General features: G+C 71.2%; 19 protein-coding genes and 1 pseudogene. 11 read left to right on the top strand and 9 right to left on the bottom strand.

The features are described from left to right. Positions 1-20 precede the first annotated feature (20 nt). Genes RAN62_RS28080 through RAN62_RS28070 form a run of 3 tightly spaced genes read left to right on the top strand, consistent with a single transcriptional unit; the run spans position 21 to position 2,313 of the window. Positions 21-548, top strand: coding sequence for a SigE family RNA polymerase sigma factor (locus RAN62_RS28080; RefSeq protein ID WP_305787779.1), 528 nt, complete (start codon positions 21-23; stop codon positions 546-548). Then, on the top strand, positions 529-1,653 hold the full coding sequence (locus RAN62_RS28075; protein WP_305787778.1) for a hypothetical protein: 1,125 nt from the start codon (positions 529-531) through the stop codon (positions 1,651-1,653). Before RAN62_RS28080 ends, RAN62_RS28075 begins: the two co-directional genes overlap by 20 nt. A gap of 18 nt (positions 1,654-1,671) precedes the next feature. Further along, positions 1,672-2,313, top strand: a complete 642-nt coding sequence (locus tag RAN62_RS28070) for a UbiX family flavin prenyltransferase (RefSeq protein ID WP_305787777.1) — start codon at positions 1,672-1,674, stop codon at positions 2,311-2,313. On the opposite strand, the gene RAN62_RS28065 is transcribed toward RAN62_RS28070, so the two are convergent. After that, complete coding sequence (locus tag RAN62_RS28065; protein ID WP_305787776.1) at positions 2,286-2,567, bottom strand: BldC family transcriptional regulator; 282 nt, start codon at positions 2,565-2,567, stop codon at positions 2,286-2,288. The genes RAN62_RS28070 and RAN62_RS28065 overlap by 28 nt on opposite strands. Before the next feature lie 222 nt (positions 2,568-2,789). On the opposite strand from RAN62_RS28065, the gene RAN62_RS28060 reads away from it, so the two are divergent. Genes RAN62_RS28060 through RAN62_RS28050 form a run of 3 tightly spaced genes read left to right on the top strand, consistent with a single transcriptional unit; the run spans position 2,790 to position 5,704 of the window. Continuing rightward, positions 2,790-3,251, top strand: a complete 462-nt coding sequence (locus tag RAN62_RS28060) for an Lrp/AsnC family transcriptional regulator (RefSeq protein ID WP_305787775.1) — start codon at positions 2,790-2,792, stop codon at positions 3,249-3,251. Then, positions 3,248-4,318, top strand: a complete 1,071-nt coding sequence (cds1, locus tag RAN62_RS28055) for an L-cysteine desulfhydrase Cds1 (RefSeq protein ID WP_305787774.1) — start codon at positions 3,248-3,250, stop codon at positions 4,316-4,318. The genes RAN62_RS28060 and cds1 overlap by 4 nt, the downstream gene beginning before the upstream one ends. A gap of 57 nt (positions 4,319-4,375) precedes the next feature. Then, a complete protein-coding gene (locus tag RAN62_RS28050; protein ID WP_305787773.1) occupies positions 4,376-5,704 on the top strand; it encodes a gluzincin family metallopeptidase in 1,329 nt (442 codons plus the stop codon). Here the strand turns inward: RAN62_RS28050 and RAN62_RS28045 are convergent. The 3 genes from RAN62_RS28045 to RAN62_RS28035 form a co-directional block, all read right to left on the bottom strand. Beyond that, a complete protein-coding gene (locus RAN62_RS28045) occupies positions 5,701-6,318 on the bottom strand; it encodes a putative glycolipid-binding domain-containing protein (RefSeq protein WP_305787772.1) in 618 nt (205 codons plus the stop codon). The two genes, RAN62_RS28050 and RAN62_RS28045, sit on opposite strands and share 4 nt — an antisense overlap. Before the next feature lie 302 nt (positions 6,319-6,620). Next, entirely contained in the window at positions 6,621-8,582 is a 1,962-nt protein-coding gene (locus RAN62_RS28040) for a DEAD/DEAH box helicase (RefSeq protein ID WP_438874562.1), read from the bottom strand. Positions 8,583-8,817: 235 nt separating this feature from the next. Next, positions 8,818-9,435 carry a hypothetical protein gene (locus tag RAN62_RS28035; protein WP_305787770.1) on the bottom strand — a complete coding sequence of 206 codons (618 nt, stop codon included), beginning with the start codon at positions 9,433-9,435 and terminating at the stop codon, positions 8,818-8,820. A 904-nt stretch (positions 9,436-10,339) separates the two neighbouring features. Here RAN62_RS28035 and RAN62_RS28030 point away from each other — a divergent pair. Further along, positions 10,340-10,462 carry a hypothetical protein gene (locus RAN62_RS28030; RefSeq protein WP_305787769.1) on the top strand — a complete coding sequence of 41 codons (123 nt, stop codon included), beginning with the start codon at positions 10,340-10,342 and terminating at the stop codon, positions 10,460-10,462. A gap of 584 nt (positions 10,463-11,046) precedes the next feature. Here the strand turns inward: RAN62_RS28030 and RAN62_RS28025 are convergent. Next, on the bottom strand, positions 11,047-12,894 hold the full coding sequence (locus RAN62_RS28025) for a C40 family peptidase (RefSeq protein WP_305787768.1): 1,848 nt from the start codon (positions 12,892-12,894) through the stop codon (positions 11,047-11,049). A 247-nt stretch (positions 12,895-13,141) separates the two neighbouring features. Between RAN62_RS28025 and mqnE the strand changes: the two genes are divergently transcribed. The 4 genes and pseudogenes from mqnE to RAN62_RS28005 form a co-directional block, all read left to right on the top strand. Continuing rightward, a complete protein-coding gene (gene mqnE, locus RAN62_RS28020) occupies positions 13,142-14,311 on the top strand; it encodes an aminofutalosine synthase MqnE (RefSeq protein WP_305787767.1) in 1,170 nt (389 codons plus the stop codon). A gap of 305 nt (positions 14,312-14,616) precedes the next feature. After that, a complete protein-coding gene (locus RAN62_RS28015; RefSeq protein ID WP_305787766.1) occupies positions 14,617-15,045 on the top strand; it encodes a hypothetical protein in 429 nt (142 codons plus the stop codon). Between the two features lie 13 nt (positions 15,046-15,058). After that, positions 15,059-15,385, top strand: a complete 327-nt coding sequence (locus tag RAN62_RS28010; protein WP_305787765.1) for a DUF4229 domain-containing protein — start codon at positions 15,059-15,061, stop codon at positions 15,383-15,385. A gap of 287 nt (positions 15,386-15,672) precedes the next feature. Then, positions 15,673-16,968, top strand: a pseudogene (locus tag RAN62_RS28005) (M14 family metallopeptidase); the annotation flags it as partial. Positions 16,969-17,010: 42 nt separating this feature from the next. Here the strand turns inward: RAN62_RS28005 and RAN62_RS28000 are convergent. The 4 genes from RAN62_RS28000 to RAN62_RS27985 all read right to left on the bottom strand — a co-directional run bounded on the left by RAN62_RS28000 (position 17,011) and on the right by RAN62_RS27985 (position 20,982). Then, positions 17,011-17,544, bottom strand: a complete 534-nt coding sequence (locus RAN62_RS28000) for a PIN domain-containing protein (protein ID WP_305787764.1) — start codon at positions 17,542-17,544, stop codon at positions 17,011-17,013. Between the two features lie 24 nt (positions 17,545-17,568). Beyond that, positions 17,569-18,039 carry a helix-turn-helix domain-containing protein gene (locus RAN62_RS27995; protein WP_305787763.1) on the bottom strand — a complete coding sequence of 157 codons (471 nt, stop codon included), beginning with the start codon at positions 18,037-18,039 and terminating at the stop codon, positions 17,569-17,571. A gap of 40 nt (positions 18,040-18,079) precedes the next feature. After that, positions 18,080-18,838, bottom strand: a complete 759-nt coding sequence (locus tag RAN62_RS27990) for a VOC family protein (RefSeq protein WP_305787762.1) — start codon at positions 18,836-18,838, stop codon at positions 18,080-18,082. 122 nt (positions 18,839-18,960) lie between these two features. After that, entirely contained in the window at positions 18,961-20,982 is a 2,022-nt protein-coding gene (locus tag RAN62_RS27985; protein ID WP_305787761.1) for a HelD family protein, read from the bottom strand. Positions 20,983-21,147 lie beyond the last annotated feature (165 nt).

The following is a 21,147-nucleotide window of genomic DNA, read 5'->3' as shown; positions in this document are numbered from 1 at the left end:
GCCGTTCCCGTCTAATCCCCGTGAGCGACAGAGACACGGAGTTTCGAGACTTCGTCACCGCGCAGATGGACTCACTGCGCGGCCTGGCGTATCTCACGTGCGGCGACTGGCAGGCGGCCGAGGACGCGGTGATGACCGCCCTCGCGAAGCTGTACGTGAAGTGGCGGCGGATCGACAACCACGCCGGCTACGCCCGCACCGCGGTGGTCCGCGCGGCCATCGACGAGACCCGGCGCCCCTGGTGGCGGCGGGAGCGGGCGCAGAGCGACGCGATGCCGGACCGGCCGCTGCCCTACGACAGCACCGGCCACGTCGACGACCGCCTCAAGGTCCGCCAGGCGTTGCAGCAGCTGCCCAAGCGGCTACGGGCCGTGCTGACCCTGCGCTATCTGGAGGGCCTGAGCGTCCGGGAGACCGCCGAGACGCTGGGCTGCCCCGAGGGAACGGTCAAGAGCTACACCTCCCGGGGGCTGGACGCGCTGCGCCAGATCCTCGGCACCGAGGTCTTCATCACCAAGGAGAACCGTCGTGAAGCCCGAGCTGTCTGACATGTTGCGCGACGCGAAGTCGGACGCGCCCAGTCCCCGTTACTCCGTCGACGATTTCGTCGCCGCCGGCCGCAAGCAGCAGCGCAAGGTGCGCACCATGTGGGTGGGCACCGGCGCGGCCGCCGCCGTCCTCGCTGTCGCGGGTGCGGTCGCCGTCCCGCAGCTGCTGCCGGGGGGCGAAACGACGACCCCCGCCACCCAGGTCGCGGCCCCGGCCGCCAAGCCGTCGGCCAAGCCGTTCACCTACCCCGACGGCGATTTCACCGCCAACTTCGCGCCCTACCGCGTCGGTGACCTGTCCGTCTCCAAGGCGATCCTGGTCACGCCCGGCTACGAGGTGGCGTCGATCACCGCCCCGGGCCGGGGTCAGGTCTTCGAGGACGAGAACGGCAAGCAGCGGGACGTCGGCAACCAGGTCGCCGCGCTCACCGTCTTCAAGCCGGGCGCCTTCGACCCGTCGGTGGTCAAGAAGGGCGAGAAGACCGGCGACGCGTACTTCACCGAGGGCGTCGGCGGTGACCCCAAGAAGGGCAAGCCGGGCAACGACGGCACCTACGCCTGGGAGTACGCGGACGACGCCTGGGCCGTCATCAAGTTCCACGGCGGCGAGGAGCTGCAGGCGAAGGAGCTCGCCGCCGTCGCCAAGGGCCTCAAGGTGGGCGCGACCGCGCCGGTGAAGATCGGCTTCAAGCTCGGCTACGTGCCCGACGGCTACGAGCTGGCCGCCGCCGGCACCACGTACAACGAGATGGCCATCCCGCTGGAGGGTAGCTCCTACGCGCTGCTGCTCAAGGGCGACCTGCCGTTCACGGGCCTCAAGGACAACATCCTCGACCCGTACGTCGTCGGCGACAAGCAGCTGCCGCTCCTGCAGCTGCAGGTCTTCCCGAAGTGGTACGCCAAGTACCCGGCCAAGGACGACAAGTCGTGGTGCGAGTCGGAGTCGCTCTGCTACATCGCGGCGCCGGGCGGCGACTACGTCCTGGAGCTCAGTGGCGGCGGCATGATCTCCGACGACGAGCTGCTCAAGGTGCTCGACAATGTGACCTTCGCCGCGGCGAACAACCAGAAGACCTGGTTCGACGCCACCGGCGCGACCAAGTGACGGTGCATGCTTGAGGGCATGCGAACCCCGTGGATCGTCGGCGTCTCAGGAGCTTCCGGCACGCCCTATGCCAAGGCCGTGATCGGAGCGCTTTTGGACGCCGGCGAGGCCGTGGACCTGGTCGTCTCGAAGGCCGCCCGGCTCACCCTGCTCGACGAGACGGGCGCGACCGTGCGGGACGCCCACTGGAAAGACGATGTGGCCGCCTGGCTTGCGCGGGACCTGGGCCAGGCGGATCTCGCGTACTGGCCGGCCGGTGACCTCGCCGCCGGGCCGAGCAGCGGCTCGTACCCGGTGAAGGGCATGGCCGTGGTGCCCGCCAGCACCGCGGCCTGCGCGGGCATCGCGATCGGGCTGAGCAAGGACCTGCTGCAGCGCGCGGCCGAGGTCAACCTCAAAGAGCGCCGGCGCACGGTCGTCGTGCCCCGCGAGACCCCGGTGACCCGCAGCCACCTCGAGCACCAGATCGCCCTCCTGGACGCCGGGGCCGTCGTGCTCCCGGCGTCGCCCGGCTTCTACGGCGCGGGCGCGGACGCCACGGCCCAGCAGCTCGTCGATTTTGTGGCCGGCAAGGTGCTCGATGCTCTCGGCGTGCCGCACGACCTGTTTCAGCGGTGGCGCGGCGAACTCAATCAGCGCAGCCCGTTGGGCGGACCGTAACCGCCACCCGGGTTCGACGGCCCCTGGTTGCGAGGCCTGTTCTGCGCGTCGTCCTCGCGCATCTCCTCGACGACCGCGGCGCCCTCGCCTTCGAGCAGCGCCCGCACCTCCGACTCGCGGAAGCGCCGGTGGCCACCCGGAGTCCGGATGCTGCCGATGCGTCCGGCGGCCGCCCAGCGCGTCACGGTCTTGGGGTCGACCCGGAAAAGTGCGGCAACCTCCCCGGGCGTCAGCAGTCGATCTCCAGTGTCCACGGCCCTCTCCTCGCGTTCGTTGTGGGAGCGCCGGTGGTCACGGTGCGTGTCGGCGTGCTCGATCGGGACGTACAGCCATTAGAGCATCGGGCAAAACAGCAAGTCGCTGAAATGCGGAAAAAGCCCCGATTGCTCCGATGGCCGTTATTCTTGCGCGGCCGGGCGGTCGTCGCCCGCTACCGGGCGTGAACACCTGCCGGGCCCACACTAACCTTTGCTGACATGGACGCCATCGATCTGCGCCTGATTGACCTGCTCCGGGACAACGCCCGGTCCTCCTACGCGGAACTCGCCCGGCAGGTGGGCCTCTCCGCCCCGGCCGTGCACGAGCGGGTGGGCAAGCTGGAGACCGCGGGGACGATCCGGGCGTACCGGGCGGAGGTCGAGCCCGACGCCATCGGCCTGGGCATCACCGCGCTGATCAGCATCGTCGAGGACTCCGGCGCGGACACCGACGACGTGCTCGCGGCGCTGCGGGTCATGCCCGAGATCGAGTCGTGCTACTTCATGGCCGGCGTCGAGTCCTACCAGCTGACCGTCCGGGTGGGGACGATCGCCGAGCTCGAGCAGCTCATCGTGCGGGTCAACCGGACGCCGGGGGTGGCGTCCACGCGTACGGCCATCGCCCTCTCCACCAAGTGGGAGAACCGCCCGCAGCCCGGCCGCGACCTGGCCGCCCGATGAGCCGGGAATGGGCCGCCGAGGCCATCCGGCTCGTCGAGGCCGACGCCAACCGCTCGGCGGACACTCACCTGCTGCCCTTCCCGCTGCCCGCGCGCTGGGGGATCGACCTCTATCTCAAGGACGAGTCGTCGCACCCCACCGGCTCGCTCAAGCACCGTCTGGCGCGTTCCCTTTTCCTGTACGCCCTCTGCAACGGCTGGATCGGCCCGGACACCACGATCGTCGAGGCCTCGTCGGGCTCGACGGCCGTGAGTGAGGCCTACTTCGCGCGGATGCTCGGGCTGGACTTCATCGCGGTCATGCCGGCCGCCACGTCGCCGGAGAAGATCTCGCTGATCGAGTTCCAGGGCGGCAAGTGTCACCTGGTCGCCGATCCGACGGCGGTGGTCGCCACGGCGCAGCGGCTGGCCGCCGACCTGGGCGGGCACTTCATGGACCAGTTCACCTACGCCGAGCGGGCCACCGACTGGCGGGGCAACAACAACATCGCCGAGTCCGTGTACGCCCAGCTGGCCCTCGAGCGGTACCCCGAGCCGGCGTGGATCGTGGTGGGCGCCGGTACGGGTGGCACGAGCGCGACGATCGGGCGGTACACACGGTACCGGCGGTTCGCCACGCGACTGGCGGTGGTGGATCCCGAGGGTTCCGCCTTCTTTCCCGCGTACGAGAAGAAGGATTGGACCGTCTCGACCGGCCGGGGCTCACGCATCGAGGGCATCGGGCGGCCCTCGGTCGAGCCGTCGTTCCAGCCGGCCGTGGTCGACCGCATGATCCACGTGCCCGACGCCGCGTCGATCGCCGCGATGCGGGCGGGCTCGGCGGTGCTGGGCCGGCGTGTGGGCGGGTCGACGGGCACCAACCTGTGGGGCGCCTTCGGGCTGATCGCGGAGATGCTGCGCGAGGGGCGGGGCGGCTCGGTCGTCACGCTCATCTGTGACGGCGGCGAGCGGTACGCGGACACGTACTACTCGGACGCCTGGGTGGCCGACCAGGGGCTGTCGATCACCCCCTTCTTTCATGCGGTGGACCTCTTCCTGTCCACCGGAGAGTGGAGTGGGGGTTCCTGAGCGGCTGTTCCATGGGAGGATCGTGGCCCCCAAGCGATTCACGTTCGAGGAGTGCTCGTGGCGGATGACGGTCAGCCGGCCCGTGCCGCTGTGGCCCACCCGCTCATTCCGCGGCAGCGCGGCGACTTCTCCCTCGCGGATCTGCCTCCCGCTCCGCAGCGCCGGCGCCGGCGGGGTCCCCTGCTCCTCGCGGTGCTGGCGCTCGTCGCCGTCGTCGCGCTCGTTGCGGGCCGGGACATGCTGGCCACAGCCGTCCGCCCCGCTGTCGCCCGTCCGCCGACGCCGCTCGAGGCCGCCCGCGCCTCGCTGAAGCAGCAGTCCGCGGCCCTGCTGAGCGGCGACTCCGCCGGATGGCTCGCGGCGGTCGCCCCGTCACTCCGGTCCCGCTACGAGGCGATGTTCGCGTCGCTGCGGTCGCTGGGCGTCAGCCGCTTCGACTACGACCTCCTCGCGTCCGGCGACTCCTTTGACGTCATCAACGCCCGCGCCCGGATCCATTACTGCCTGACCGGCACCACATGTACGGCCGCGACCGCGCCCGTGCTGGAGCACCGCGTCACACTGAAGCCGGTCGCCGGCCGCTGGGTGATCGCCGCGTCGAGCACCGAGCGCAGCGAGGACGACTTCCAGCCGCCGCCGTGGGACGAGGGCGGGCTCGTCTTCGCGCAGGGCAAGCGGGTGACCCTCGCCGCCCTTCCCGCGCAGAAGAAGCACTTCGCCTCGGTCCTGCCGATCGCCGACGCCGCCGCGCTGGTCAACGACAAGTTCGCGACCCTCGTCGGCAATCCGCAGCAGCGCTACCGCGTCTATCTCGCCGGGGCCAAGCAGTGGAAGAGCTGGTACGGCGGCATCGACGACAAGTGGGTCGTCGGCTATGCCGTCCCGCTCGGGGAGGCCGGCATGGACGTCGTCCTCAACATGGACGCGCTCTCGAAGGACCGGCGGCTGCTGGAGACGACGGTGCAGCACGAGCTCGGTCACGTGGTGACGATCGGCACGTTGCACCGCCGTGACTGGGGGTCCGGCGACATGTGGCTCAAGGAGGGCATCGCCGAGTACATCGGCTGGTACCCCGAGCCCGCCACCGCCAGCTGGCGCCGCGGCTCGGTGCACGACCTGGTCACCGGCGACAACCCGCCCACCAGCATCGCCACGAAGGCCATGGCGACCGACGCGCGGCAGGAGGAGGGTGACAGCTTCTACGGGCTGGGGCACTTCGCGGCGGCGTGCCTGGCCGAGAAGTACGGGCAGCGGGCGCTCTTCACGTTCGTACGGCTGTATCTGCGCGAGGAGAAAGACCTCGACCCGGCGTCGGAGGCGGCGTTCGGGCGGCCGTTCGCCACTGTCGACAAGACGTGCGTGGCGTGGATCAGGGACAACGCTTAAGGTTTTTTGAGCGCGGCCATTCCTGGGTAATCCCGGACAAAACCGTCCTCGTCGACGGTGAGGTCGGCGCTGAACGTCTCACTGGCGTAGCGGACCTTGCCGTCGCCCAGCGCGGTGTAGATCTGGTCCGCCTGGATCACCTCCAGGCTGGGCAGGCGCACCCAGGCGACGCTGATCCGGTGGGCGACGCCCGTGCCCTCGGTCTGCAGCTTCAAGCGGCGGATCGGCAGCGTGTTCGTCAGCGGGGAGCCGGTCAGATCCACGTCGTACGCCCCGAGCAGCAGGTCAGGATCCTCGATGCCGGCCAGCCCCGCGCGGGCGTGACCGGTCGCCGCCAGCGCCGAGTCGAGGTCGCCCTCCTCGTGGGTGGTCACCCGCCATCGCCCGCCGTCGGCTTCCAATCTGACGGTACGTTTCCAGCCCGCGCCCGCCGCGGACACGTCCAGGCTCGTGGTGACCCAGTCCGGGTCGGTGCGCAGCTCGTACGTGGCCGTGTAGGCGATCGGGTCCACGGCCAGCGCCGTGCCCTTGGCGACGAGGCCGGCGCGCGTGTCGGCCAGGACGTGCTCGGCGCCGGTGGTGTCGCGGCGTTCCCAGAAGAGCGAGGTGGGCATGGTCTGTTCCTACCCCGTCGGGCGGGTGCTGCCACGAAAAAAGGCCCCCGGGTCAGCCGGGAGCCTTTCTCCTCTACCGCTTGCTTGGCGCTAGCAGCTGCTCGCCGTCGCGTGGTGCTTGGCGCTTGCAGCTGCTTGCCGTCGCGTGGTGCTTGGCGCTAGCAGCTGCTCGCCGTCGCGTGGTGCTTGGCGCTAGCAGCTGCTCGCCGTCGCGTGGTGCTTGGCGCTTGCAGCTGCTCGGTGCTGCGTGGTGCTTGCAGCTGCTTGTTACCAGGTGGTGCTTGGTCAACGCATGTGCTTGGTCAGTGCGTGTGGGCGGGGCGGCCGCTGGAGTAGCGGTTGCCGCCCTGGTCGCGACGGTCGTTGCGGCCGGTCTCGCGCCGGAAGCCGCCCGTGCGGTCGCCGAAGTTGCGCGACGAACGGTCGCCGCCGTAGCCACCCCGGTCGCCGCCGCGCTCGCCGCCGCTGTAGCCGCCGCGCTCGCCCGAACCGGCCCGGTCGCCGTAGCCACCGCGGTCGCCGCCGCTGTAACCCCCGCGGTCGCCGCCGCTGTAGCCGCCGCGGTCGCCGGCCGGACGCCGGTCGCCGAACGGGCGGTCGGTGCGGGGACGGTCGCCGAAGCTGCCACGCTCGCGGTCGCGCTCGCCGAAGCTGCCGCGCGACCGGTCGCCGTAACCGCCACGGTCACCGCGCGAACGGTCGCCGTAGCCACCGCGGTCACGGTCGCCGTAACCGCCACGGGGGCGGTCGCCGAAGCGGCGCGGACGGTCGCCACGCTCGCGGCGGGGCTCCGGCTCGTCCTTCACCGGGATGCCGCTGGGCTCGCGGGCGCCGGTGATCTCGGCCAGCTTCTCGTCGCCGAGGCGCACGCGCACCTCGCCCGGGAAGACGCCGGCCTTCTGCATCATGGACTGGGTGCTGCGGCGCTGCTTGGGCAGCACCAGCGTCACCACGGCGCCCGACTCGCCCGCGCGAGCCGTGCGACCGGCCCGGTGCAGGTAGTCCTTGGGGTCCTTCGGCGGGTCCACGTGCACGACGAGCGAGATCCCGTCGACGTGGATGCCACGGGCGGCCACGTCGGTCGCGACCAGCACGTTCGTGCGGCCTTCCTTGAACTCGGCCAGCGTGCGGGTGCGTACCCGCTGGGTCTTGCCGCCGTGCAGCGCGCCGGCGCGGACGCCGACCGCCGCGAGCTGGTCGACCAGCCGGTCGACGCCCATCTGCGTACGGGCGAAGACGATCGTCTTGCCCTCACGGTTGGCGATCCACGACGTGATCGGGAACTTGTCGTGCGGCGGGATCAGCAGCAGGTGGTGGTCCATGGTGGACACGCTCGCCTCGGCCGGGGCGGTCGAGTGCGTCACCGGGTCGTTCATGAACCGCTTGACCAGCGTGTCGACGTCGCCGTCGAGCGTCGCCGAGAACAGCAGGCGCTGCGCCCGGGCCGGCGTCTTGGCCAGCAGCTCGGTGACCTCGGGCAGGAAGCCCATGTCGGCCATCTGGTCGGCCTCGTCCAGGACGGTGACCTCGACGTCGTCGAGCTTGCACGCGCCCCGCTCGATCAGGTCGCCGAGGCGGCCCGGGGTGGCGACCATGACCTCGACGCCGCGGCGCAGCGCGTCCATCTGCCGGTCGTAGGGCACACCGCCGACGGCGGTCTTGAGGAACACGCCCACGGACCGGCCCAGCGGCATCAGCGAGTCGGCGACCTGCATGGCCAGCTCACGGGTGGGCACCAGGATCAGCGCCTTGGGGTGGTGCGGGCGGGCCCGGCCCCCCTGGGCGACGCGGGCGAGCACCGGCAGGCCGAAGGCGAGCGTCTTGCCCGAGCCGGTCTGCCCACGGCCGAGCACGTCCCGGCCGGCCAGCGCGTCCGGGAGGGTCGCGGCCTGGATCTCGAAGGGCGTCGTGATGCCCTCGCGGTTGAGCACGCGGACGAGCTCAGCGGGCAGGCCCAGCTCGGCGAAGCTGGGCAGCGCGACGGCGGCCGGCTCCTCGGTGACGTCCTGGTTCGCGTCGGCCTGCGTGGTGGTGTCGTTCTGCGCCTCGGCGGGCGCGGTGGTCTCGTTCTGCGCCTGGGTGGGCGCGGCCGCGTCGGCGGCGGTCGTCTCGGCGGCGGGGGCGGCCTCGACAGCGGCGGCGGTCGCGGGGACCTGCGCCGGCTCGGTGGTCTCGGCAGCGGTGTTCACCGTCTCGGCGGCAGACGCCGCGGAGGGGGATTCGAAGACGGACGGGAACGTGCTGGGGTCAGCAAAAGTGGTCAAGAGAACCTCTCTACGGGGGCGCATGCTCGCGATCCGCCGCGGAAACCTTGAAGCCCGCTGCTGAAATTCCCGCAAGAACGCCCGTGGCGTGCCCGTCGAGGGCACGCCAGGTCAATTACTGTCATCAGTGTACGGGTCAACGTCGGCGACCCGGCCCGCATTCCGCGCCGGTAGTGGGCAGACTCACCCTCGGCGCAACCTCGCCAGCTTAGGGTCCGCGGGTCGCTCCGACAACTCAGCCCGAGAAAACGCCACCGATCATGTCGCTGAACGCGTCGCCCACGGTGAAGACGAACAGCAGGCTGACGCCCACCAGGAAGCCCAGCACCGCCAGCATCGCCACGACGACCTTGACGTTGCTGCGCCGCTGGACCTCGGGGACGTCACGCCAGCCCTGGGCCAGGATGTGCCCGGTCAGCGAGCCCGAGTTCTCGACCGCGTTCATGCTGATGGGCATCGTCATCTCGGCGGGCGCGTAGTCGGCCAGGCCCCCGTACACGCCGGCCTGCTCCCGCTGCTGCGGCACCGACGTCTGTCCGGAACCCGACCCGTACGTTCCGGGGCCCCCGGCTGGGGCGGGCGGCTGCCCGAACGGGTGCCGTGATCCACCCGATGCGCCGACCCCGAAGGACGTCCCCGCGGCGGCGGCCTGCGCGGCGGCCGTGCTGATGGGCATGGTCCGGTCGGACTCGGGTTCGTCGTTGCGCACCGGCATCGTCCGGTCGGAGCCGGGCATCGCGGTCGAGATCGGCATGGTCTGATCGGCCTGCGGCGTGGCCGGGAACTGCGACCCGGCGGCGAAGGCGGTGTTGATGGGCATGGTGGCGTCTGCGGGCGGGGTGGGCACCGGCATCCTTCGGTCGGTAGCGGAAGTCGGCGGCACTGTATAGCTCGGCAGCCCGGTCGCACCGCCGCCGAGGGCGGGTGGGGCGGGGAAAGGCACCGGCGGCGTCGGCGGCACCGGCGAGGGGTGGGGCCCCGGCGGCGTGGGCGAAGGCCCAGGACCAGGGGGTACGGGCGAGGGCCCAGGCCCCGGCGGCACCGGCGAGGGTCCGGGGCCGGGCGGGGTGGGCGACGGCCCGGGACCAGGCGGCACGGGCGACGGGCCCGGTCCGGGCGGCGTGGGCGACGGATCAGGACCGGGCGGCGTGGGGCCGGGCGGCGTGGGCGACGGTCCGGGGCCGGGCGGCGCCGGGACGGGCGCGGGCTCCGGCTTGAGCGGCTCGGTGGGGTCCGCCGGGGTGGGGCGCTGCGGCTCGGGCTTCGCCGGGCGCGGCTCCGGGGTCGACGGCTCGGGCAGATCCGGCTCCGCGGCGTCGGCGGACTTGGCGGTGCCGGAGGTCGCGGTGCCTGAGGTTGCGCTGCCGAAGGTCGCGGTGCCAGAGGTTGCGCTGCCGGACGAGCTCGGGAAGAAGGCCGTGCGGTCCTCCCCCTCACCGCCCGGCGCCAACCCCTGACCGCCCGGCGCCGAAACGGATGCCGCTGGCGACGCCGAGCTGCCCGATGCCGAGCTGCCTGACACCGAGCTGCCGGATGATGAGCTGCCCGACGCCGAGCTTCCCGATGACGAGACGGGCGACGCCGAGCCGGCCGCTGCGGGCGGGGCTGACTTCGGAGCGGTGTTGAGCGGCACGGCGGCGGAACCCGAGACGGGGGCCGCAGCCGGTCGCGTGCCGTAGAGACCACCGGAGACCGGGGCGGCGGCGGGCTTCGACGAGCTGCCGTAGACCGAGCCGGACACCGGGGCGGAGCTGGGCTTGGAGCCGTACACCGCGCCCGACGTCGGAGCCGCACTGGACGCCGAGGCCGCATTGGACGCCGAAGTCGCACTGGCCGCCGAGGACGCCTGCGCCGCGCCGGAAGCTGATGCCGTGCCGTAAGTCGTCGCCGCGCCCGCGGTCGAGGCTCCGCCTGAGGTGGGGGCTGCGCTCCCCGCTGCGGAGGCTGCGCCGTAAGTCGTCGCCGTGCCTGAGGTGGGTGCCGTGCCCAAGGTCGGTGCCGTGCCGTGAGTCGTCGCCGCGCCGGAGGTCGGGGCGGCGCCGGGAGTGGCGGGTGCGCCGGAGGGCGGGGTCGAGACCGGGGAGGTCGTCCGGGCGGGGGCGGCCGGGGGCCAGAGGGCGCCCGGGCCGGGGGGCGGCGGCGGGCGGTAGCCCTGGTCGTCCTGCGGCTGGTCGTCGTGGGGCTGCTCGGGCTTCGGCGTGCCGTGGGGCGGGGAGCTGCTCGCCGAAGATCGCGCAGCCGCCGGCTTCGTGCCGTCGCTGCCCGATCCCGCCTGCTGCTCGTCCATGGGTCCTCCCGATCGCCGCCACGCGGTGCGCCGGCGCCAACTACCGGACGCCGGGCAAGCCGGTTGCCGGGCGCTGGTAACCACCGTGCCATATCAGTGCTCGTGAGCGCATCCGGCGTCGGCCGTCCGCGCGGCGCGTGTTACCCCTGCGAACGGGCGTGACCAGCGAGAAAGGATCTAGCTGGATTGTTTGGCCTCGGCCGACGCCTTGGCCGAGGCGGACGCTTCCGCCGACGCCGAGCTCGCGGCCGACTCCGACGGTGACTTCGTCGTCGCGGTGGGCGCCTTGGTGGTCTCCGTGGGCGCCTTCGTCGTCTCCGTCGGGGTCTTCGTCGTCTCTTCCGTCGGGGTCTTCGTCGTCTCCGAGGCCGGGGCGCTCTCGGTCGGAGCCTTGGTGGTCTCCTCCGGGCTCGGCGTCGTCGTGGTCGCCGGGGTCGACGGCTCCTCGCTCGGGGTGGCCGGCGTCGTCGTGCTCGGGTTGCTGGGCGAGGTGCCGGGGTTGCTGGGCGACGTGCCCGGGTTGCTCGGGGAGGTGCCCGGGTTGCTCGGCGACGTGCCGGGGTTGCTGGGCGACGTGCCCGGGTTGCTCGGGGAGGTGCCCGGGTTACTCGGCGACGTGCCCGGGTTGCTGGGCTTGGTGGGCGTACCCGGCTTGGTGGGTTTGGTGGGTGTGGTCGGCTTTGTCGGCGTGGTCGGCTGCTGCGGCGAACCCGGGTTGGTGGGGCTCGTCGGCCGGGTCGCCGGCGTGTGGTCGCTCGGCGTCTCCGGGTCGGGGGCGCCCAGGTTCGGGCCCTCGACGACGCCCTCGACCGAGCCGTAGATGCGGGTCGCGGCGAACAGCCGGGTCCAGCGCACGGGCGTCAGCCGCACGTCGAGACCGGTGCGCGGCGCCTCGACCATCATGCCCTCGCCCGCGTACATGGCGACGTGGTGAATGCCCGTCCAGCTGCTCGTGGAGCTGAAGAAGAGCAGGTCGCCGGGGAGCAGCGAGTAGCGGTCGACCGTCTTGCCGCGGGTCTGGTAGTACTGGTCGCGCGACACCCGGACCAGCGGGAAGCTGCCCGCCTGCGCCGAGCGGTAGGAGTAATACATGAGGCCGGAGCAGTCGAACTCGTTCGGGCCTTCCTCCGACCACACGTACGGGTCTCCGCGCTGGGCGAGCGCGATCTGCAGCGCCGCGAGGGCCCGCGGGTCGGCGCCCCGGCCGGCCGTCTCGCCGGCGAGGATGCCCTGCCCGATCGCGGCGTCCTGAGCCGCCTCGGCCGTGTCGGCCGCGCTGATGACGGCGGCGTTGTCCTGCTCGAGCTTCTGCTGAGCGGTCGTCTTCCGGTCGACGGCCGTCTGCTGGGTGGTCTGCTGCTGGCCGAGCTGCGTCAGCTTGGCGCCGAGGGCCTGCTGATCGGCAAGGGCCGCGTCGAGAGCCGCCTGGGCGATGCCCAGCTGACGGCTCGCCGCCTCCTGCGTGGCCGACTCGCCGCGCTGGATGCGAGCCAGGGAGTCGAGGTCCTGCAGGCCCGAGCCGAGCGTGCCGGGCGGGAGCGCGGCGGCGTCGCGTACCGATGTCTTGGCGGCTTCCTCGACCTCGGTCTGCGCCTGCGTGACCGCCGCGCGGGCGTCGACCGCCTTCTGCTCGGCGGTGGCGAGCTGGGTCTGCGTGAGGGTGATGTCCTCCTGCAGCTTCGCCAGCTGCTCGCCGAGCGTGGCGAGCTCGGCCCGCCCCGCCTCGACCTTCCGGAGCACCGGGTCGGTCGGCAGGGTGGACGTGACAGGGCTCACCGTCGAGGCGGCCGTGCTGCCGCCGGTCGCGCCCTGCTGACCGGGCAGCGTGATGGCGCCGGGCAGAACCGGCCGGGAACCGGTGTCCGGCACGGCGACCGGGACGCCGCCGGGGGAGACCGGCTCGGCGAAGGCGGGCATCGGGTTGAAGAGGGCGGCAATGGCCGCAGCCGCGGTCGCCGACAGCACGACCGGACGCCACCAGGGCCGTCCCCGCAGCGCCGAGGTGAACCGGTGCTGCCTCTTCATCGGCATGCGCTCCCGTCCGAGACCTGTCGCCGGGCGTTCCCGGCTCCCTAATGGTCTTACCGCAACACCTGTACCGCTGTCGATTGATGCAAGATGAAAGGACCCTGAGAATCGTGAGCCGGTTACGTGACCTGGGCCGGAGTGACGACGTGACCTGCGCCGCACCCGAGACGGCACGACTGGAACCTGACGCAACGTCAGGACGTACGCTCGATCCACCGAAGCGATGCGGGGAGAGGGGGCTCGGGTGGACGCCGGACTGAAGCGTGAGCTGGAGGCCAAGGTCTATGCGGGTGAGCGGCTGACACGCGAGGACGGCATAGCCCTCTACGCGTCCGACGACCTGGCGTGGCTCGGGCGGCTGGCCCACCACAAGCGCACCGAGCTCAACGGCGACCGGGTGATGTTCAACGTCAACCGGCACCTCAACCTGACCAACGTGTGCTCCGCGAGCTGTGCCTACTGCTCCTTCCAGCGCAAGCCGGGGGAGAAGGACGCCTACACGATGCGCATCGAGGAGGCGGTGGCCAAGGCCAAGGAGATGGAGGACGAGCAGCTCACCGAGTTGCACATCGTCAACGGTCTGCACCCCTCGCTGCCCTGGCGCTATTACCCCAAGGTGCTCCGCGAGCTGAAGGCCGCGTTGCCGAATGTCAAGCTCAAGTGCTTCACGGCGACCGAGGTCCAGTGGTTCGAGAAGATCAGCGGACTGCCGGCGAGCGAGATCCTCGACGAGCTGATGGACGCCGGGCTCGAGTCGCTGACCGGCGGCGGCGCCGAGATCTTCGACTGGGAGGTCCGGCAGCACATCGTCGACCACGACACCCACTGGGAGGACTGGTCGCGGATCCACCGGCTCGCCCACGAGAAGGGCATGAAGACCCCGGCCACCATGCTCTACGGCCACATCGAGGAGCCCCGCCACCGCGTCGACCACGTCATGCGCCTGCGTGAGCTGCAGGACGAGACGGGCGGCTTCGCCGTGTTCATCCCGCTGCGCTACCAGCACGACTTCGTCGACTCGGCGGACGGCAAGATCCGCAACCGCCTCCAAGAGCGCACCACGATGGCGGCGCCGGCCGAGTCGCTGAAGACGTTCGCGGTGTCCCGGCTGATGTTCGACAACGTGCCGCACCTCAAGTGCTTCTGGGTCATGCACGGCCTCTCCGTGGCCCAGCTGTCCCTCAACTTCGGCGCCGACGACCTGGACGGCTCGGTCGTCGAATACAAGATCACCCACGACGCCGACGCCTACGGCACCCCCCACACCATGCACCGCGACGACCTCCTCGAGCTGATCACCGACGCGGGCTTCCAGCCGGTCGAGCGCAACACCCGCTACGAGGTCGTCCGCGAATACGACAAGCCGATCTCCCTGGCCGAGCGCCGCAGCGAACCCCAGCGCGTCTGGGCCTGACCCGGGCGCCCGGACCGCGCGTCGGGGTCGGCCCGGCCCCGCGCGCCGCCCTTGGTCACCTTGGAGGCGTCTGCGGCTCTCGGGCTCCCGGCGCCTGGTCGCGTGCCCTTGGCGGGCCGCACCCACTCGCGGCGTCCGGTTTGCCGTGATTCGGTTGCGGCTCGTGGGTCGTTGCGAGCCTGTTCGCGGCCTCGGGTGCCTTGGGCGCTGGGATGGGGGCGTTTCGGTTCGGCCCGGGAGGTTCGGGCTGGTGGGCGGGTGTGGGCTGAAGGGGCGGGCGGGGTACGGCGTACCCTGTGGTTGTCATGGCGGAGACCGAGAGTGTGCGACGCCCGCGCCGGGATGCGGACGGGCGGCTGGCGACTGTCCAGGATCTGCTCGGGGTGGCGCTGGCCGGGCTGGCGTCCGGGGTTGTCATCCTGTTGATCTTCGAGGGCGCGATGGCTCTGATCCGCGCCTCGGAGTTCGGGGACGCCAGCGGCTGGATCGCGATCGTGCTGCCGGTGTGGCTGTTCACCGAGGAGTTTCGCGCGGCGGGCTACGGCGCCTATCGGATCATCGTGGCGGCGCTGGCGGCCGGCTTCGGGATCGCCGTGGGCATGACGTTGGCCGGGCTCGTGGCGCCGGCGTTTCCCGCGCTGGTCAGTGGGACGGTGGGGGCGCTCGGGCTGACCGTGGTCTACTGCCTGGTCTGGTTCTACGGCCTCCGATGGCTCAGTCATCGGGTCGGCTGACAGGAGTCTGGTGATGAATCCCGCCCTCAAGTACACGCTGGGCCGCTTCGGACTGTTCGTCGTGGTCTTCGCGCTGCTGCTGCCCGTGCCGCTGAACTTCCTGGTCAAGGCCATGATCGCGCTCGTCGCGTCGGCCGCGTTCTCGTACTTCCTGCTGGCGAAGTGGCGCAACGAGATGGCCGAGCAGCTGGGCTCGGCCGCCGAGCGCCGGTCCGCCGAGAAGGAGCGGCTCCGCGCCGCCCTGGCCGGGGACGAGGCGGCGGCCGCCGCGGGCGACCGGGTGACGCTGGCCGAGGAAGGCGCCCCGGTCGCGCCCGCCAAGGCCGACAAGGTCGACTGACCGCACAAACACTCGCGCGGACGGCCGCACAAACACTCGCGCGGACGGCTGCGGAGACGCCCGCGCGCCCGCCAAATCCGACGAATCCGGCTGGCCCACGCGACAACCGGCGCGCGCCGAGAAGACGCTGATGGCGGCGGCCGGCCGTGGTCGCCGGCGGTCATCATGTCGGCGTAGGGGGCAGTTTGGCATGGTCGGCAGGCACGCCAACGGCATTGCCAAGCGTCGATGTCCGGTGATGGGGTGACAGGGCCCGGACACCCTCTGACACCCCCCGGAGGTCGTTCATGAGACGACGACGCGTCACCGGCCTGCTCGCGGCCGCCACGGCCGGCCTGGCCCTCATCGCCGCCGGGGCGACCGGCGCGCAACCCGCCACCGCGGAGCCGCGCGCCGACGCCCCCGCCGCGTACGAGATCTATGACGTCCGCACCCTCGCCCAGCGCAACCTCATCGCCTCCACCGGCGCCTCGATCGACGCGGTCGAGCACGCCGTCGTGGAGATCACCGCCACGGACCGTGAGGTGCGGTCGCTGCGGTCGCTCGGCTTCACCGTTCGCGCGGTGGACACGAGCGGCGAGACCGATGGCCCGTCCACGCTGGACTTCCCGTCGCGCGACGCCGCGTACCACAACTATGCCGAGATGATCGCCGAGGTGAACGCGACCGTGGCGGCGTACCCGTCGATCGCTTCGAAGCGGGTGCTCGGCAAGACCTACGAGGGGCGCGACATCGTCGCGGTCAAGATCTCGGACAACGTGGGTACGGACGAGAGCGAGCCCGAGGTCCTCTACGACGCCAACCATCACGCCCGTGAGCATCTGACGGTGGAGATGGCCCTCTACCTGCTCAAGCTCTACACGGGCAGTTACGCCACGGACAGCCGGGTCAAGAGCGTCGTCGACTCGCGCGAACTCTGGATCATCCCGTCGGTCAACCCGGACGGCTCCGAGTACGACATCGCGACCGGCAGTTACCGCTCATGGCGCAAGAACCGTCAGCCCAACAGCGGCTCCTCCTACGTGGGCACCGACCTGAACCGCAACTACGGTTACAAGTGGGGCTGCTGCGGCGGCTCGTCGGGCAGCACGTCCTCGGAGACGTACCGGGGCACGGCGGCCTTCTCCGCCCCGGAGACCAAGGTCGTCCGCGACTTCGTGCTCAGCCGGGCCATCGGCGGTGTCCAGCAGATCAAGGCCGCGATGGACTTCCACACGTACTCGGAGCTGGTGTTGTGGCCCTTCGGTCACACCTCGGCGACCACCACCACCGGCATGACGGCCGACCAGTACAACACCTTCGCCACGCTCGGCCGGCAGATGGCGGCGACCAACGGTTACACCCCGGAGCAGTCCAGCGCCCTCTACGTCACCGACGGCGACCTGCTCGACTACCTGTGGGGCACCCACAAGATCTTCGCCTACACCTTCGAGATGTACCCGACGAGTAGCTCGGCGGGCGGCTTCTACCCGCCGGCCAGCGTCATCACCCGCGAGACCACCCGCAACCGCGAGGCGGCCCTCCAGCTCGCCGAGATCGCCGACTGCCCCTACCGCGTGATCGGCAAGCAGAGCACCTACTGCTGACGAGCGTCCCCAAGGCGGTCGACCGGCCGCCTTGGGCTGTCACAGGTGCCGACGCACCTCCGCAGCGAAACCGGGCAAACCGCAGCGCTCCAATGCCGCCAGGATGCCGGGCACGGTCTTCGGCTCTCGTCGATGGGCTGCCGCTTGCGCCTCGAGCGCCCGGATTGTCACCGCCGGATAGAGATCGAGCTGGTCGAGCAAGAAGTCATCCGGGCTCACCGCCTCGACGTCATAGGGCGCCAGGTCGGTGGTTCTGAAGTCGCCGAGGTTGAAAGTGACAATGACTTCGGCGCCGGCTCGCACCGCCGCGGCGAGAACATGCCGGTCCTTCGGGTCGTTTGTCATCTGGCCCACGAGCGATTCGTAGCCGCTGACCATGGCATCGGGAAAGAAGCGGTTCATGTGCCCGATGCGGCGGTCGGCGCGATCCGCGGCCAGGCCCTTCTTGACCAAGCTGCGGTGCAACTCGGTCATGATGTCGGCCGACCATAGCGGTCGAAAGGTCCGCGTACTCGCGATGCGCAGAAGCGTGTCACAAAGCGTCGAAGGAAAAAGGACGCAGGTATCGAGCATGGCGGGTAACGGCACGACCCGGCCTCACCGCATGTTTTCCGGCTGTGCCGTGAGGTCGTACAAGCCGTCTTCTTCCGCCTCGACGGTCATCTGGTCCAGGGCCCGCCGCCGGTCGTCCCTTATCCGATCCTGGTAGTCGAGCACGTCGCGCAGCAGAACGCGACGATGTCTTCCGCGCAGGTTGTGGGGGATCTCTCCGTCGGTAAGCAGGCGGACGAGGGTGGGCCGCGAGATGTTGAGCAAATCCGCTGCTTCCTGCGTGGTCAGCATGGTGTTGCGCGGCGCGATCGAGACAGCGACACCGTGCGAGAGGGCTGTCACCACATCGCGCAGGAGGTCATACAGATCGTCCGGCAGCTCCAGCTCAGAGCCGTCAGGGCCGATCAAGCGGGCCGGCGCGCGCGTGTCGTTCCGGGCAAGACCGTTGGCGAAACGGGTCAGCGACGACAGGTCGTCCGGTGGGATGACGGTGCGTTCGCGCAGCTTGGAACCCATGAGGCCAAGCGTACTCCTATTCGAAAAATTCGAAAGGCGATCAGGCCTGGCCCTGCAGGATGGCGAAGACGCCGCCCTGGGGATCTTCGAGGACGGCGTAGCGGCCGATGGGGAGGGTGGTCGGCGGGTGGATGACGCGGCCGCCGAGGCTCTGGGCGTACGCGGCGGAGTCGTCGCAGTCGATCACGGCGAAGTAGATCATCCAGTGCGCCGGGAGGTCCTGGGGCCAGTTGTCGTCCATGCCCAGCATGCCGGCGATGGTCTCGCCGTGGTGCTCCCAGACGATGTAGGGGAGCTCGCCCATCGCGCTCTCCCGGGCGACCCAGCCGAAGACCGTGCCGTAGAAGGCGGCGCTGCCCTCGATGTCGCGGGTGACCAGCTCGTTCCAGGTGAGGGCGCCGGGGATGTCGAAGACGTCGGCGCCTTTCATGGTGCCGGGCTGCCAGACGCTGAAGGGGGCGCCGGCCGGGTCGAGGAAGGCGGCCATGCGGCCCTGGTACATGACGTCGAACGGCGGGACCAGCACCTTGCCGCCCGCGGCGGCTACCCGCTCGGTGACCGCGTCGGCGTCGTCGGTGCTGATGTAGGTGCTCCACGCGGTGGGCTGGCCGATGCCCGCGAGGGGGCCGGCGCCGGCGGCGGCGCGGCCGTCGAGGCGATAGGTCGTGTAGTGGCCGTACTCCTCGCCGGAGACGTCCGCCTCCCAGCCGAACAGCAGGGAGTAGAAGCGGGTCGCGTCCGCGAGGTCGGCGGTGCCCAGATCCACCCAGTTGGGCACGCCCGGCATCGGGTCGGTCATGGCCCCCCACTTCTCGGCCAGCACACAAGACGCCCTAGATAGTGGCACCGCGACGCCATCCAGCGAACTGTCCAGTCGGAAGTTCAACTGAAATGCCTAGGGTCTGTGCCCTCCCGCGTCACTCAGCGCAACGGCTCGGGCAGCGGCTGTGCATGCACCACGGAGAGCCGGGAGACCGCCCGGGTCAGGACGACGTAGAGGCGGTGCAGCCCGCGCGGCTCGGCCGCCACGATGTCCGCCGGCTCGGCGACGACGACATGGTCGTACTCGAGGCCTTTGACAAGCGTGGCCGGCACCACAATGACGCGCGCCTCGGACTCGGGGTCGTCGGCGCTCGCGGTCTCGATGCCGGCGGCGGCGAGGTGCCCGCGTAGGCGGTCCACCGCCGCGTCCGCCGCGATGACCGCGACGGATCCCTCGTGCTCCAGCGCCGCGGTCACCTCGACCAGGATCGCGGCATCCAGCTCCGCAGGGTCCGGCACGGCGATCACGGCCAGGTCACCGTCGCGACGCAGAGACACCGCTTCCGGTACGTCCACCGCGAGCGCAGGCAACAGCCGGTTGGCGAGAGCCACGACCGCCGCGGGCACGCGGAACCCGACAGTGAGCGGAACGACGGCAGCATCGGGCTTGCCCAGGTGACCGAGCGTGTCCTGCCACCGGGCCGCCGCCCACGGTGCCGTGCCCTGGGCCAGGTCCCCGAGCAGCGTGATCGACCCGTGCTCGCTGCGCCGGGCGATGACCCGGGCCTGCATGGGTGACAGATCCTGGGCCTCGTCCACCACCACGTGGCCGAAGCTGCCCTCACGCTCGAGCAGGCCGGCGGCCTCGTCGAGCAGCAGCAGGTCGGCGGCGCTGAATTTGGCCGACTTCGGAGTCTTCGGGGCCTTGGCCCACAGCAGCGTGGCCTGCTCCTCGGCGGTCAGGATGCCGTCGGCCGCCCGGGCCAGCACCTCCGCGTCGGTGAGCAGGGTCACCACGAGGGCTTCCGGGGTCACGGCGGGCCAGGCGGCGTCGAGGAAGTCACGAACCGGGGTGACCTTCGCCATCTTGCGCAGCCACGTCTCGCTGGGCGAGTTGCCGGTCCGGTACTCCGACTGCCGCTGCAACAGCCCGACCACCCGGGCACGGACCCGTTCGCGACCCACGGCGTAGGGAAGCCCCTCGCGGCGGGCCTCGTCGACGAGGCGGCGCAGCGGCTCGGTGTCGATGCGCCAGCGGTACGAGCCGTCGGACACCATGATCGGCTCGGTGGGCTTGGCCAGGCGTCCCCACAGGGCCCGGCGCAGCACGTCGGCCATCCGTGGATCGTGCTTGAGGAAAGTCGCCGCGTCGGTGTCCTTGCTCTTGACCGGGAACCGCTCGATCAATGCCTCCACCGTGGACTGCTGCACCTCGATCTCACCGAGGGCCGGCAGGACCGCCGCGATGTACGAGAGGAACGCCGTGTTCGGCCCCACGACCAGCACGCCGGTGCGGCGGAGGCGCTCGCGGTGGGCGTACAGAAGGAAGGCGGCCCGGTGCAGACCCACCGCGGTCTTGCCGGTCCCGGGCGCGCCCTGCACGCAGATGGAGTCCTCCAGCTCGGCCCGGACCAGCTCGTCCTGCTCGGGCTGGATCGTCGCGACGATGTCCCGCATCGGCCCCACGCGCGGCCGCTCGATCTCGGCCGTCAGGATGCGGCTGCTTGTGCCCAGCTCCTCGCCGCGGTCCAGGTGCTCGTCCTCGAAGCTGGTCAGCTCGCCCCGGACGAACCCGAACCGGCGCCGGGTCGCCACGCCCCGCGGATCCCGCACGCTGGCCTGGTAGAACGACTGCGACAACGGCGCCCGCCAGTCGAGCACCATCGGCTCCCCGGCGTCGTCGGTGACGTGCCGCCGGCCGATGTGGAAGGCCGCGTCCGTCACGTCGAGCTTGCCGAAGAAGAGCGGCGTGTTCGGATCGTCGGCCAGCTCCTTCACCCGGCGCGACAGGGCCCGCCCGAGCGTCTCGGCGGCGAAGGCGTCCCCGGCGACGGTGTCGGCGGTGGAGAAGAGCGACTCGGCCCGCCCCCGCATCCGGTGCAGCGCGGCGCGGGACTCGACCAGATGGCGGCGCTCGGCCGCGAGATCGTCGTCCAGGTCGGTGTGGGCAGGCAGCGTCATCCGAGGAACCTTCCGGCGTCGGTGCGATGGTCCGGCTGGGGGCCGCCCGGCGCTCCGTCGAGGTGCGGTGTCGGCAGTGCCCAAAGAGAAGAAAGCGCGACCGACAACCCTACGCGCGTCACGTGACCGCAGCGACCCATTTACTCTTGCCCCGGCGAACTCAAG

Origin of the sequence: Symbioplanes lichenis (assembly GCF_030709675.1) — a bacterium.
Taxonomy (GTDB): Bacteria; Actinomycetota; Actinomycetes; order Mycobacteriales; family Micromonosporaceae; genus Actinoplanes; species Actinoplanes lichenis.
The sequence above is the reverse complement of the archived record's forward strand: the minus strand, read 5'-3'. Positions and strand labels throughout refer to the sequence as shown.

Excerpts from the sequence above, each read along its gene's own strand:
- RAN62_RS28070 (WP_305787777.1), top strand. The coding sequence starts at position 1,672 with ATGCGAACCCCGTGGATCGTCGGCGTCTCAGGAGCTTCCGGCACGCCC.
- RAN62_RS28060 (WP_305787775.1), top strand. The coding sequence starts at position 2,790 with ATGGACGCCATCGATCTGCGCCTGATTGACCTGCTCCGGGACAACGCC.
- cds1 (WP_305787774.1), top strand. The coding sequence starts at position 3,248 with ATGAGCCGGGAATGGGCCGCCGAGGCCATCCGGCTCGTCGAGGCCGAC.
- RAN62_RS28045 (WP_305787772.1), bottom strand. The coding sequence starts at position 6,318 with ATGCCCACCTCGCTCTTCTGGGAACGCCGCGACACCACCGGCGCCGAG.
- RAN62_RS28035 (WP_305787770.1), bottom strand. The coding sequence starts at position 9,435 with ATGCCGGTGCCCACCCCGCCCGCAGACGCCACCATGCCCATCAACACC.
- RAN62_RS28025 (WP_305787768.1), bottom strand. The coding sequence starts at position 12,894 with ATGAAGAGGCAGCACCGGTTCACCTCGGCGCTGCGGGGACGGCCCTGG.
- RAN62_RS28015 (WP_305787766.1), top strand. The coding sequence starts at position 14,617 with ATGGCGGAGACCGAGAGTGTGCGACGCCCGCGCCGGGATGCGGACGGG.
- RAN62_RS28010 (WP_305787765.1), top strand. The coding sequence starts at position 15,059 with ATGAATCCCGCCCTCAAGTACACGCTGGGCCGCTTCGGACTGTTCGTC.
- RAN62_RS28000 (WP_305787764.1), bottom strand. The coding sequence starts at position 17,544 with ATGCTCGATACCTGCGTCCTTTTTCCTTCGACGCTTTGTGACACGCTT.
- RAN62_RS27995 (WP_305787763.1), bottom strand. The coding sequence starts at position 18,039 with ATGGGTTCCAAGCTGCGCGAACGCACCGTCATCCCACCGGACGACCTG.
- RAN62_RS27990 (WP_305787762.1), bottom strand. The coding sequence starts at position 18,838 with ATGACCGACCCGATGCCGGGCGTGCCCAACTGGGTGGATCTGGGCACC.
- RAN62_RS27985 (WP_305787761.1), bottom strand. The coding sequence starts at position 20,982 with ATGACGCTGCCTGCCCACACCGACCTGGACGACGATCTCGCGGCCGAG.